The organism is Rhodanobacter aciditrophus, from assembly GCF_042679525.1.
In the GTDB taxonomy this organism is placed as follows: Bacteria; Pseudomonadota; Gammaproteobacteria; order Pseudomonadales; family Marinomonadaceae; genus Marinomonas; species Marinomonas aciditrophus.
Window position 1 is genome coordinate 22,668 of the sequence record NZ_JBHTMN010000018.1, and the last position, 12,620, is coordinate 35,287.

Below are 12,620 nucleotides of genomic sequence, written 5' to 3' on the forward strand. Positions count from 1 at the left end.
TTTTCCTATATGCAAAACACATCATATAAAGTGATTATTGACTAAATACTAAGCGATAAGTGACAAATTTCTGATAAAACGACCTATACGGTAGTCATCGGCCAATGGCTTAGTTACCATTAAACATGAATAAACTTAGGGTTCGTGATGTGGCGGTGTTACGCAAAACGATTTTGCTTTTATCAAGCACTCGTTCCCAAATCCATGTTAGGAGAAGATAATGCAAATTGCGCAAAACACAGTTGTTAGCATGCACTACACCCTGAAAGATGAAAATGGCGAAGTGCTAGATTCCTCTGCAGGTCAAGAGCCACTAGTCTTTTTAAGCGGTGCTCGTAATATCATTGAAGGTCTTGATAATGCCCTTCAAGGCAAAGCAGCTGGCGATGCAATGCAAGTTGAAGTGTCTGCAGAAGAAGGCTACGGCCCTGTACACCAAGAACTGATCCAAAAAGTGCCACGTGAAAACTTCCAAGGTGTTGACTCTATTGAAGTTGGCATGCAGTTTATGGCGCAAACACCAAACGGCCAACAACCTGTTACTGTGATCGGTGTAGAAGAAGACGGCATCTTGCTAGATGGCAACCATCCATTAGCGGGCAAATCACTAAGCTTTGAAGTTGAAGTGGTTGAAGTACGCGAAGCAAGTGCTGAAGAAATCGAGCACGGTCATGTTCATGGAGAAGGTGGTCACCACCACTAAGATCTAATGGTCTGATTGAACGCTTATGAAAGAGAGCTGCTTAGGAAACTGGGTGGCTCTTTTTTGTGCCTGAAAAAAGTATGCTTGAATAAAAATAAGCTCGGGATCTATTTAATGGTTATTAAGAGGGATGAAATTAAGTGGGATGAAATAAAATTAATGTTCGAAGAGGAGGGCAGAGAAAGAAGTAGGTTAGGTAAGCGCGTTTTTATGTTAATTCTTGCGCTCGAAACCTAAAAACCGCATTAGATTATGCGTGAGATGGTTTAGCTGAACCGATTGAGAAGCCTTTAGAAGCTACTTTTTTAACCCATGCAACGGCAGCAAATACAGAACCTACAAGAATTTCAGAAGTCTGTGCGCTAACGATGGCAGCGTTTTTCTCTTGTTCAGTAAGGTAAGACGTATCGATGTCTTCAATCATTTCCACTAATGTTTTGTTGCTCATACTATCCTCCGAGGATTTGTTCATTTGATAGGCTAATAATAGGCTTCCAAAGCCGCCTAAACAAACGATATAAATTCTCTAGATAGATGAGAAAAACTAAACTATTGGTCTTTTTCGGTGTTTGACCATTTTTCGTAATGTATGGCTTGAGAGATGTCGCGACGGGACTGCCAACCATATTTTTCCAATTCAGGAGATGGTTGGAATTCTGAGACATAGCCGATGCAAAAGTAGCCGATAATCTCCAAATGCTCTGGAATACCTAAGGCTTCGTAAAGTACGTCGTCGTGCAAAATGCTCACCCATCCCATGCCCAAGTTTTCTGCTCGGGCCGCAAGCCAAAGGTTTTGTGCTGCACACACAGCACTAAAAAGATCCATTTCAGGTTTGATGGTTTTTCCTAGCACCACATTGCCAGTGCGTTGGCGGTCACAAGTGATACAGATGCCTAAAGGGGCCTCCATAATGCCTTCGAGCTTAAGGGATTGGTATTTGGTTTTACGCTCACCGTCAAACAAATCTGCGGACTCGCGATTAGCGGTCTCAAAGCCTTCTTTGATGCGGCGTCGGGTATCAGATTGGGTGATGACAATAAAGTCCCATGGCTGCATGAAACCGACACTCGGTGCATGATGGGCTGCCTTGAGCAATCGCTGAATAACCGCTTCTGGAATGGGATCAGGTAGAAACTCACGGCGCACATCGCGGCGATTAAAAATAACCTTGTAGAGTGTTTCTCGTTCTTGCTCGGTAAAATGCATAAAAGGCCCTTATCTAAGAGCCTTCTATTTTGATCAAATGTTCAGACAGTGCAAACGCTGTTTCTGAATTTGGAATGAATGGGATTCATTATGCGGAAGGTTTTTGGCATACCGCTTTTAACAATGGATCGTCACTGGCTAGGCTTTGCCATTCAGAAGAGCTCACAGTGTCTCCTGCTGGGATGCTTAATTTATTTGTGAAATCCGCTCTAGCACCCGCGCCACAATGGACGACTTGAGGGACGCGCTTAGCAGACAAGCGACGCTCGAAAAAATACAGATCCACCAGATAGATATCATCATTGACGTTGTTTTGTGCAGCGTTGTTAATGTCGGCGGCAATGAAACGAGTGGTCTGTGGGTAAAACATGCTCCATGGACGCCATGGGGCTTCTTCTTCTACGGTTTTGACGACGACAACGCCATCAGGTAGTAAGCTTGCTTGATGAGAATACCAAGTGTATTCACTTTGAATCTGGAAGCTGAGCATGCCGATGCCAGCAAAGGCAGGGACTAGCCATTTGGGTGCTTTCTTTAACGACAGCTTACGGACGAATAGGGCGATACCCGCACCAGCAAGGCCTGCACAGATGGTCGCGATTAATTCCCAAAGCATAAAGTCACCTTCTTATTATCATCTTGTTAAATGCCTAGCCCCAAGTGGGGCTAGGCTCAGTCAGCTTAGGCTAACGATTAGTGATCGACTGCGCCGCCAGCCCCTTTAGGGTAACGAACACTTTCGACAAGTTCTTGGATCTCTTCTGGTACGTCTTCGGTCATGCTTGACACGATGAAGGCAACTGCGAAGTTAATCACCGCACCGATGGCACCGAATGACAATGGTGAAACACCAAACAACCAGTTATCAGGTGTATTCGCTAATGTGTTTGTACCTGGGATGAAGAACCAACCTAGGTAAGTAAAGATGTAAACCAGCGTACAGCCTAGGCCTGCTAGCATACCGAATACGGCACCTTTACTGTTAACACGTTTAGAGAAGATACCCATCATCAGCGCAGGGAAGATAGACGCTGCTGCAATACCGAAGGCTAATGCAACCACCTGAGCCGCGAACCCTGGTGGATTCATGCCTAGGTAGGTGGCAACAATGATGGCAAAGAACATGGAAATACGAGCCGCCAACAACTCACCTTTCTCAGTAATGTCTGGATTGATAGAACCTTTGATCAAGTCATGACTTACCGCAGAGGAAATCGCCAGTAGTAGACCTGCTGCAGTAGACAATGCTGCTGCCAAACCACCCGCTGCGATCAAACCAATTACCCAACCTGGTAGGTTCGCGATCTCTGGGTTTGCCAATACTAAGATGTCACGGTTAACCGTTAGCTCGTTGCCAGCCCAGCCACGTGCGGTTGCTTCATCAGCAAAAGCAGGGGTGTCATTGTAGAACTGGATGCGGCCGTCGCCGTTTTTATCTTCGTATTTGATTAGACCCGTTTGCTCCCAAGTTTGAATCCAATCAGGGCGCTCATCGTATTGAATGGATTCAGCTGTTGGACCTTCTGGGTAAATGGTTGTCATTAGGTTCAAGCGTGCCATAGATGCTACTGCTGGTGCAGTTAGGTAAAGCAACGCGATGAATACTAGTGCCCAACCCGCAGACCAACGTGCATCTGCTACCTTAGGTACCGTGAAGAAACGAATGATTACGTGAGGTAGACCAGCGGTACCTATCATCAAAGATAAGGTGAACAGAACCATGTTGACCTTGTTGTCTACGTCGGCTGTGTAGTCACGGAAACCAAGTTCACGTACCACTTCGTCCAGTTTCTGTAGTAAAGGCATGCCAGATTGAGTGTGTTCAGAGAACAAACCAATAGCTGGAATGAAGGTATCTGTTAGTTGCAAGGAGATGAACACGGCTGGAATGGTGTAAGCCACAATCAATACACAGTACTGTGCCACCTGAGTGTAAGTGATGCCCTTCATACCACCTAATACGGCGTAGAAGAATACCACTACAGCAGCGATGATTAAGCCAGTGTCTTTGTCTACTTCTAAGAAGCGAGAGAACGCCACCCCTGCACCTGTCATTTGACCAATTACGTAGGTTACCGACGCAATGATCAAACAGGCAACGGCCACAAGACGGGCCGATTTGGAGTAGAAACGATCACCAATGAAGTCTGGCACGGTAAATTTACCGAACTTACGTAGGTAAGGTGCCAACAGCATTGCAAGCAATACATAGCCACCCGTCCAGCCCATTAGGAAGGTAGAGTTAGCGTAACCGCCAGCAGCGATTAGGCCCGCCATCGAAATGAAGGATGCAGCAGACATCCAGTCAGCGGCCGTTGCCATACCATTCATGACAGGGTGAACACCACCGCCAGCAACGTAGAACTCTTTGGTGGAGCCGGCACGCGCCCAGATGGCGATACCAAAGTAGAGTGCGAAGGACGCCCCTACGAACAACAAGTTAATAGTAAACTGACTCATGCTGATTACTCCTCAAGCCCGAATTCTTTATCTAGCGCATTCATACGCCAAGCGTAGAAAAACACTAAAATGATGAAGCTGATGATGGAGCCCTGTTGAGCAAACCAGAATCCTAAATCTGTTCCCCCGATTTCGATGCCTGCAAGCAAAGGACGAAGCAGAATACCGCAACCGTAAGACACGAATGCCCAAACGATTAAACAGCCAAAAATCAATCTGACGTTCGCCTTCCAGTAGTTTTCTTGGTTTTGAGTATGATCCGACACAGTCGATCTCCTTTGTTATTTTTATTTGCACATTCAATGTAGCAGTGCCCGTGTAAAGAAGAATTGAGACTTTAGTCGAAGAGTCGTAAATCCCTGCGAAATACTGACCAAGTACAGAATCAATTTATTAATCTAAAATAAAAATAAACGGTATTTACGCAATTGCTGTTTGGCAAAGGATTAGACTATTCAAAAGATATTTAAAGGGAGGCGATATGCGTTCCAATCAAGTACATTTTGAAATGGCGCAGCTAGATGATGCGGACGAAATCACCACGCTTATAAATAACGCTTACCGTGGGGAAGGGGGCTGGACTGATGAGCGAGCATGGGTGGACGGGCCTCGCCTGAGTGTGGCTCAGGTGCGCTCTCAAATCAAAGACCGTCAAGGAGTTGTGTATGTGCATCGTCGTAATGACATTATTGTGGCGACCATACATGCCAGCATTGCCGCCAATGAGGCCTACATTACATCGTTAGCGGTACATCCCTATGTACAACAACAGGGAGTGGGGGATGCGGCACTAAAAAAACTAGAGCAAGATTGTCGTAACCTCTTTGGTGTGACCTTGGCGAGTATCTCTATCTTATTCCCTCGGGAAGATGTGCTCCAATACCTTATTCGGCGAGGCTATGAGCCCATGGACTACGTTGAACCTTTTCCCGAGCATATGAAAATGGGGCAACCAAAAGACGCTGCTTTACAGCTTGCCTATTTGGTTAAGCCCCTCCATTAAGCTGAACGAATACTGAGCCAGTGTCTAAGGTAGTACATCTTCCTTCGAGCGAAACAAGGATTTGAATTTGTTTATGCCGTAGGTCAAATCCTCTTTGATCATGAGCATAACCGGTATCAGTACTAAGGTTATTAAGGTAGCGAATAAAATGCCGTAGGCCAGAGACACCGCCGCGGGCACCATTACCTGAGCTTGTCGCGAGGTTTCTCCAAGAATCGGTACCAAACCTGCAAAGGTCGTGATCGACGTGAGTAGAACGGCTCGTAGACGGCTTTGACAGGCTTCAACAATCGCCCGCTTTATATGGATGGTTTCTTTACGCAGTTCGTTAAACCGTGACGTTAACAGCAAACTGTCATTTACGACCACACCCGACAAGGCAATGATGCCATTGAGGGAGAAGATCCCTAAGGCCAGATCATTGAACCAATGCCCCAATAAAGCGCCGACCACTCCAAAGGGGATCGCCATCATAATGATCAGAGGCTGACTATAGGATTTCAATGGAATCGCCAGTAAGCCATAGATGATCAACATGGCGATGGCGAACATCTGAATCATGGAAGATTGGGTTTCAGCCCTTTGTTCTGCTTCCCCTGAGTAATAAAGATCCACGGATGGAAAGCGCTGTTTCATTTCTGGCTCAATGGCGCTTTTAAGATAGGCGACCACCTCAGTGGATGACATTTGATCTTTATCCACTTCGGCAGAAAGGTAAACCGAACGCTTGCCATCAATCCGAGTAATCTTAGTTTGCGCTGTTTCCTGCGTCAGACTGGCAACGGATGCCAATGGCACTCGAGTGCCATCATCTAATGTCACTTGCGTATTGAGAATGTTAGCCGGACTTTCCTGCTGGTCACTTGGATAGCCAAGTCGGACTTCGATCTCATTGTTATCACGTTGATATTTTTGCACGACCTGACCATCAAAATTGCGTGAAATCTGGCTTGCTAACCCGCTAGTGGTCAGGCCCAGTGCGCGTCCTTGATCATTGAGGTTTAGGACCAGCCTTGACTCTGTGGCAGCATCGCTCTCTTCAATGCCACGTACCGCAGGCACGGCATTGAGTTTTTCTATAAAGGTGGTCATGGCTCCGCTGAGCACGTTGTTATCACTGCCCCGTAGTTCTACCCGTAGCGCATCTACAGATTCCCAAGCACTTCGGATTCGTAGATTGCTGACGCCTTCTGGGGAGCCGGTTAGCTTCTGCCATTCCTGTGCGAAGGCGGCCGCCGTATAGGGTGCATCGCTGTTGAGTTCTATTCGTAAGTTACCAGATTGGTCATCACTGGAGGTGATTTGGAAGTTTTCGATGCCTGAATCGGACGCACCTTTCAGCAAGTTTCGGTCTGCTTGGTGGGCTGTGTTTTCCATTAGGGACAGAACACGACTCGTCTGCCCATAACTCACATCGTTATACATGGTCACGCTGGCACGAATAGTATCCCCTGGAATATTCGGGAAAAAACTCATTCGCATAGCGCCAGTGAGTGGCATAGATACAACCAAAACAAAAAGGGCGATAAAGGCCACCAGAATGGCGTATCTGTGCTGAATGGACTGTTTGATTAAATTGAAATAAATGCGCTCATTGAACCATTGTAAGCTGGCATCAGCCCCATGTTGTATGGCGCCCCAAGCTTTAAGAAGCGGGTTGTCGGTTTTGCGACGTTGGGTATTAAGGTGACTAAGGTGGGCTGGCAAAATCAGCTTGGATTCCACAACGGAAAGCACTAAACAGATTGCGACCACCGCAGCAAATTGGGCATATAGCTGCCCTAAGCGGCCGCTAATGTTGGAGAGCGCCCAAAACGCTGCCACCGTCGTGAACACACCAAATAGCGTAGGGACCGCGACACGCATAGTCCCCTTGATGGTATTCGCTAGGGTGTCACCTTCCTTGGAGCGTACTGAGTAGACGCTCTCCCCAATGACCACGGCGTCGTCAACGACAATACCAAGGGCCATAATAAATCCAAAGGTGGTAAACATGTTTAGGGTCAGATCGATGCTCTCTAACCCCATGGCGAATAGGGTGCCAAAGAAGATAAACGGCAAGCCCATGGCGACCCAGAAAGCCACGGTGAGGTTTAAAAATACCGCCAGCATGATAAACACAAAAAGAATGCCTGTGATGGCGTTTTGAATCATTAAGGATAATCGGTCGTTTATGGATTCACTGCGATCATACCAAGTAGACAGGGATACCCCTTGAGGTAAACGTCCCGCCTCTAACCAATCGTTAACTACGCTTTTAGCACCGTTAACGGAGTTGGTGATGTCATCTTGCCCTGAAGTGATCACTTGTAAAGCGAGGCTTGATTCGCCATTGAAGCGGGACAGAACAAAGTCGTCCTCATCAAAGGCATCACGAATATTGGCAATATCCCCCAGACGCAGGCTGCCACCAGTGCTAAGGCTTAAGATCGGAATGGCCGCGAAGTCTGCTTTCACATAGGCTTGTTCTGAAGCTCGGACGTGTAGATATATGTCTTCATTTCGCAAGGTGGCAACGGTGGAAGGGCTAGACTCATTATTGATGGCGGTAGCCACTTCACTCAGGGTAAGGTTGTAGGCTTCTAGCTTGCGACGATCCACCTCTATCATAATGGTGGGGTCAAGCCAGCCACTGATGGAAACGGAATTAATGTACTGGTTTTCCAGTAAGTCGGACTCTAGTTCGGTGGCAAGGGTCTGTAGCGTACGACGATCTGTCGCCCCGTGAAGCTGAATCCAAATGGCGTGTTCTTCCCTCATGGCTTTGGAGACGACCGCAGGGTCGGCCTCATCTGGAAAAGACGTGACTTGGTCCAAATTGTCTTTTACATCGTCTAGTAGCGTATCGATATCATACCCATCCTGCATTTCGATGCTTGCAGACATACTGGAGCCCGTCGACGCTGTGGTGAGGTTTTTAATCCCTAACACACCTTGTAGTGCTTGCTCCACCGGGATGGCTACCCCTTCTTCAGTGGCTTGGGCGGAACCACTGTCGTAACTGATGGAAATCGCCACTCGGTTGGGGGTTAAACTCGGGAAGGCTTCCCGATTTAGACTGTCCATGTTGAGGACGCCTAAAGCGATCACTAGAACTAATAACAGGTTGGCTGCAACAGGGTTGTTAGCAAACCAGGGAATGATACCGCGAGCATTTTCTGGATTCATGGTGACACCACTTCTTCAGGCGTCACTAGCATGCCCTTTAGGTAGCTGTTATAGGGTTGAGTTAAGATCTTTTGAGGGGCTTGGGCAAGGTTCTCTGGTACGTCTATGTACACGTAATCTTGATCCACAAAGCGAGGTGTCGCATCGAAATTAGCGAGGCGATTGTCTGCATTCACATACCAAATTTGGCTTTTTTGACTCAGTGCTGAGTTGGGAAGCTGCCATAGGTTGTCGGTTTCCATTCCTTGAACGATCACAGATACGTAGCTACCGGGTAGCAAAGCGGGGGTTAGTTCAAGGGGGCGATCAACGGCAATGTATAAGCTACGCAAGCCTGATTCTGAATTCACATGTAATCCCACACGCTTCACATAACCTTGCCATTGTTGCTGTCCATCGATACTGCGAATGCTGGCTTGCCAGTTTTGGGCAAGCATTTGTTGACCTGTTGGTAGCTTATTCCAATCTTGTGCGCTGAGTTGCAACTCAATCGACACTTCGTCTGAGCTGTATAGGGTGGCAAGCTCTGAGTTACTGCTTAAGTATTCACCTGGAGACGCATTCTGAGCGGTGATGATGCCATCGAAGGGAGCGGTGATCTTAAGCTTCTTAACATTGTCTTGAGCCAGTGCTAGGGCAGCTTTGGCAGAGGTGAGATCGGCTTGGGCGGCGGCCAACTGTGGTGCTCTTAGAACGAGATCGGAAGCGGGTTCACCTTCTAAGCCAGCAGCACGCCATTCTGCATTGGCTTGTTCTACTTGGCGTTGTTCTTCTTTTAACGCCAGTTCTGACGTGGCCACGTCATTTTGAGCACTGGCAAGATCTGCGCTTAACTCCACGTTTCTTAAGGTCAGTAAAGTTTGCCCCTGACGCACTTGTTCTCCCACATCAAAGGAGGGTGACATAGTAATGATTTCGCCGGCGACCTGATTGGTTAGGGTGAGGTCATAGCGCGGTGACGCAAGCCCTACCGCTTGGATTTGAGCTGCATGTTTTGCTGGCGATACTGTCACTACGGTCACGTTTAAAGGGTTTTCCTTTGCCGGTGGACGGGGTTGAGCAATTCGGGAATTATTGGCCTCAATAGCATGTTGTACATAGAGATAAATGCCCACTAATAGAGCAAGGGCGATTGCTAGGGTTAGCCAAGGCAATATTCGTTTCATGGGTTTTTAACTCCTAAGCCAAGGGCTAAACCGAGATCGACGCGGTTGGTCAATTGTTCGTATTGCAGAGTATCGAGCTGTGCTTCTAGGTCGTAGACGGATTGCTGAGCACTGATTAAATCACTGAGCTCCACTAAGCCGCCCCGATACTTTTGTTCATAAAGGGAAAGATTGCTTTCGGCAGTGGTCAGTGCATCCCTAATATGCATACGTTGGGTGTTAATCACTTTCTCTTGTCCTAAGGCGTCTTCTACTTCGTTTACTGCTGTCAGTAGGGTGCTGCGGTAGTCTTGGTAGCTCTGTGCCACGTCTAATTTTGCAATTTCACTGGCAGCCTTTAGTTGTCCTCCTTGGAAGAGTGGGGCGGTCAACTGCCCCAGCAAAGACCAAACAGGAGAGACAAATAGAGCGTCTCTTAATGAAGGGCCACTGTCGCTTAATGTGGCACTGAGGCTAAGGGATGGCAGCATGTCTTTAAAGGCCACATTAGCCTCTAGGTCCGCCGCCTCAATGGCAAGGTAGGCCGCACGAATGTCCGGACGAGCAGAAAGGTCTTGGGCAGGGAGCTCGTCAAGGGAGACATACACTTCTGGATAGTCTTTTGATGGCGGCATGGGGAAGTCTTTGTTATCGCCAAGCAATAGCTTCATCGCCCGTTGGTTGCTGGCCAGTGTTTCTTGGTATTCCGCCAAGTCTGCACGGGATTGGGAGGTAGACGTTTTGGCTTCGTCCAATCCTTCTAAGGTGCCTAAGCCATTTCGAAAGCGCTGAATGATCAGTTTTTCATTGGTTTCTAACAGGATCAAACGCTGTTGTTCGATGTCGATGGCTCTTTGATTGGCGATGAGCAGCAACCAGTTCTTCATCACATTACCTACTAACGTGGCTTGGCTGGCGCGGAAGGTTTCCGCATCACTGGCGAGGGTTTTTTCCGCAGCGGAGCGACTGTCATTAAGCTTTGACCACAGATCAAGCTGCCAACTGACACTTAGGCCAGCACTATATGTGGTGTCGCTATCGCTGCTTTCTTGGGCAGATAAACTTGCGCTCGCGCTGGGTAAGCTTTCTCCGCGGAGGCTTTTAATGTTCCAAGCGCTGGCTTCTAGGGACAGGGCTGTTTTTTGGAGACTTGGGTTGCCTTGCAGTGCCTGCTTGGTCAGTTCATCTAAAAAAGGGTCATTAATAATGTCTTCAAGTAAGAGAACTTCTGAGCGTGTTTGCGGCTCGCCAAACAAGGCTGTGTTTTCTGTCGTTAAGGCTTCATGAGCGGTCTCGCTGTAATTATGCCGCTCAGGTGTGGCACTGCATCCGACCAAAATGCTGAAGCTTAATGTCAGTAAACTGGTCTTAGCTGAAAAGAAGGGTCGCGCCATTCAATTGTCCATTTGATCGTAAAGGGGCAGTGTACTGAGAAACCGCCCAAAATTAAGTAGCTAAGACAATAGCCTATATTATTTGCACAATATTTACAGTGGCTTATGAATAGGCGCCCGGATACTCAGTACGTATCAGTTCAGCCAGTATTTTAATGCCTTCTTCCCTTAGGACTGGTGTTTGGTCTGAATAGTTCAAACGACAGCAACTTCGGTATTTACCTGTGGCGGAGAATAGTGCCCCTGAAGCAATGGCCACCCCTTTATTTTGCGCTTTTTCAGTCAGTGCTACCGTGTCGATTTCGGGTGCAAATTCGACCCAGAGGACAAAGCCTCCAGCGGGGCGAGTCACCCGAGTGCTGCTGGGTAAGTGGCGCTGGATAGCCTCCAATAAATGATCGCGACTGTCCGCATAGAGTGTACGCATCTTGCGAATATGGCGATCGTAGCCACCTTGACGCATGAATTTTGCTAACGCCAGCTGGGACAAGGTAGGGCACATGGAGCTGCTAACATATTTGATGTGGGTGACTCTGTCTCGATAGCGTCCAGCTGCGATCCAGCCTACCCGCATCCCTGGTGCGACAGTTTTGGAGAATGAGGAGCAGAGTAATACCCGCCCATCATTGTCGAATGCTTTTATGGAACGGGGACGAGGAAATTCGTAGGTCAGATCACCGTAAATGTCGTCTTCTATGATGGCGATATCGTACTGTTGCGCTAACTTGTAAAGGGCCTGCTTTTTGTCTTCAGGCATCACGAAGCCAAGGGGGTTATTGGCGGTTGGCGTGACTAATATGGCTTTGATTGGCCATTGATCCAAGGCCAATTCTAAGGCTTCAAGGCTGATGCCGTGCTCTGGGTGAGTGGGAATCTCGAGCGCTTTTAAGTTGGCAGCCTTGATGGCTTGCATAGCACCATAGAAACAGGGGGATTCTATGGCGATTATGTCTCCCGGTTCCGTTACGGCTCTAAGGCAGACAGATAAGGCTTCCTGACAGCCGGAAGTGACCACTAGGTCGTCTGGGTGTAATTGGCAGCCTGACGATACCGCTAAGCGAGACAGTTGCTCCCGTAAATCAATATGACCTCGTATGTCACCGTATCCTAGTCCCCATTCAGGGCGTGATCGGTGCAGCTCAGATAGTGATTTAAGCAAGGGTTTTATAGTGTTGCCGATCATCACGGGTGCAGCGTGCTGCAGCTGGATACGTGTGTTTGCTGGTCGGTTAGACAACAGGTTTAGCACTTGCTCCCATTGGGACACTTCCAGTGGACGTTGGGGCGGTCTGGAAGTTTCCGGTAGGCGATCGTTAGTGGATTCTCGAGGAACAAAATAGCCAGATTTGGGGCGAGCTTCTACCAGGCGTTCCATTTCAAGAACACGATAGGCTTCTTGTACGGTTGAAATGCTGACCCCGTGTTCCGTTGCAAGCTGTCTTACAGAGGGGAGCTTGTCTCCACGCTTATAAAACCCATGCTCAATGTGTTCCCGCAAACGGTTAGCTAATTCCCCATACAGACTCATGAATTCCCCC

General features: G+C 47.9%; 11 protein-coding genes. 2 read left to right on the forward strand and 9 right to left on the reverse strand.

Features of this window, described 5'->3' with window-relative positions:
* The first annotated feature begins 220 nt into the window (after positions 1-220).
* A complete protein-coding gene (locus tag ACFQ45_RS15160) occupies positions 221-703 on the forward strand; it encodes an FKBP-type peptidyl-prolyl cis-trans isomerase (protein ID WP_377369186.1) in 483 nt (160 codons plus the stop codon).
* A gap of 250 nt (positions 704-953) precedes the next feature.
* Here the strand turns inward: ACFQ45_RS15160 and ACFQ45_RS15165 are convergent, their stop codons facing one another.
* From ACFQ45_RS15165 to ACFQ45_RS15185, 5 genes are all read right to left on the reverse strand, one after another.
* Positions 954-1,151, reverse strand: a complete 198-nt coding sequence (locus ACFQ45_RS15165; RefSeq protein ID WP_377369188.1) for a hypothetical protein — start codon at positions 1,149-1,151, stop codon at positions 954-956.
* Positions 1,152-1,252: 101 nt separating this feature from the next.
* The gene (bluB, locus tag ACFQ45_RS15170) at positions 1,253-1,912 is read right to left on the reverse strand and encodes a 5,6-dimethylbenzimidazole synthase (protein ID WP_377369190.1); all 660 of its coding nucleotides are present in this window, start codon (positions 1,910-1,912) and stop codon (positions 1,253-1,255) included.
* Between the two features lie 88 nt (positions 1,913-2,000).
* Positions 2,001-2,528, reverse strand: a complete 528-nt coding sequence (locus ACFQ45_RS15175) for a hypothetical protein (RefSeq protein ID WP_377369192.1) — start codon at positions 2,526-2,528, stop codon at positions 2,001-2,003.
* Between the two features lie 77 nt (positions 2,529-2,605).
* The gene (locus tag ACFQ45_RS15180; RefSeq protein WP_377369193.1) at positions 2,606-4,372 is read right to left on the reverse strand and encodes a sodium:solute symporter family protein; all 1,767 of its coding nucleotides are present in this window, start codon (positions 4,370-4,372) and stop codon (positions 2,606-2,608) included.
* 5 nt (positions 4,373-4,377) lie between these two features.
* Positions 4,378-4,638 (reverse strand): DUF4212 domain-containing protein, encoded by a 261-nt coding sequence (locus tag ACFQ45_RS15185; protein WP_377369195.1) that lies wholly within the window; start codon positions 4,636-4,638, stop codon positions 4,378-4,380.
* 215 nt (positions 4,639-4,853) lie between these two features.
* On the opposite strand from ACFQ45_RS15185, the gene ACFQ45_RS15190 reads away from it, so the two are divergent.
* Complete coding sequence (locus ACFQ45_RS15190; protein ID WP_377369197.1) at positions 4,854-5,375, forward strand: GNAT family N-acetyltransferase; 522 nt, start codon at positions 4,854-4,856, stop codon at positions 5,373-5,375.
* Between the two features lie 24 nt (positions 5,376-5,399).
* Here ACFQ45_RS15190 and ACFQ45_RS15195 read toward each other — a convergent pair whose 3' ends face one another.
* The 4 genes from ACFQ45_RS15195 to ACFQ45_RS15210 form a co-directional block, all read right to left on the reverse strand.
* Entirely contained in the window at positions 5,400-8,543 is a 3,144-nt protein-coding gene (locus ACFQ45_RS15195) for an efflux RND transporter permease subunit (protein WP_377369199.1), read from the reverse strand.
* A complete protein-coding gene (locus ACFQ45_RS15200; protein WP_377369201.1) occupies positions 8,540-9,709 on the reverse strand; it encodes an efflux RND transporter periplasmic adaptor subunit in 1,170 nt (389 codons plus the stop codon). The genes ACFQ45_RS15195 and ACFQ45_RS15200 overlap by 4 nt, the downstream gene beginning before the upstream one ends.
* Positions 9,706-11,082: a TolC family protein gene (locus ACFQ45_RS15205; protein ID WP_377369202.1), complete on the reverse strand. Its 1,377-nt coding sequence runs from the start codon at positions 11,080-11,082 to the stop codon at positions 9,706-9,708. The genes ACFQ45_RS15200 and ACFQ45_RS15205 overlap by 4 nt, the downstream gene beginning before the upstream one ends.
* Before the next feature lie 103 nt (positions 11,083-11,185).
* Positions 11,186-12,610, reverse strand: a complete 1,425-nt coding sequence (locus ACFQ45_RS15210; protein WP_377369204.1) for an aminotransferase-like domain-containing protein — start codon at positions 12,608-12,610, stop codon at positions 11,186-11,188.
* Positions 12,611-12,620 lie beyond the last annotated feature (10 nt).

What these genes read in the sequence shown, in the direction of transcription:
- ACFQ45_RS15165 (WP_377369188.1), bottom strand. Translation starts at nt 1,151, where the DNA reads ATGAGCAACAAAACATTAGTGGAAATGATTGAAGACATCGATACGTCT.
- ACFQ45_RS15180 (WP_377369193.1), bottom strand. Translation starts at nt 4,372, where the DNA reads ATGAGTCAGTTTACTATTAACTTGTTGTTCGTAGGGGCGTCCTTCGCA.
- ACFQ45_RS15195 (WP_377369199.1), bottom strand. Translation starts at nt 8,543, where the DNA reads ATGAATCCAGAAAATGCTCGCGGTATCATTCCCTGGTTTGCTAACAAC.
- ACFQ45_RS15210 (WP_377369204.1), bottom strand. Translation starts at nt 12,610, where the DNA reads ATGAGTCTGTATGGGGAATTAGCTAACCGTTTGCGGGAACACATTGAG.
- ACFQ45_RS15190 (WP_377369197.1), top strand. Translation starts at nt 4,854, where the DNA reads ATGCGTTCCAATCAAGTACATTTTGAAATGGCGCAGCTAGATGATGCG.
- ACFQ45_RS15160 (WP_377369186.1), top strand. Translation starts at nt 221, where the DNA reads ATGCAAATTGCGCAAAACACAGTTGTTAGCATGCACTACACCCTGAAA.
- bluB (WP_377369190.1), bottom strand. Translation starts at nt 1,912, where the DNA reads ATGCATTTTACCGAGCAAGAACGAGAAACACTCTACAAGGTTATTTTT.
- ACFQ45_RS15175 (WP_377369192.1), bottom strand. Translation starts at nt 2,528, where the DNA reads ATGCTTTGGGAATTAATCGCGACCATCTGTGCAGGCCTTGCTGGTGCG.
- ACFQ45_RS15205 (WP_377369202.1), bottom strand. Translation starts at nt 11,082, where the DNA reads ATGGCGCGACCCTTCTTTTCAGCTAAGACCAGTTTACTGACATTAAGC.
- ACFQ45_RS15200 (WP_377369201.1), bottom strand. Translation starts at nt 9,709, where the DNA reads ATGAAACGAATATTGCCTTGGCTAACCCTAGCAATCGCCCTTGCTCTA.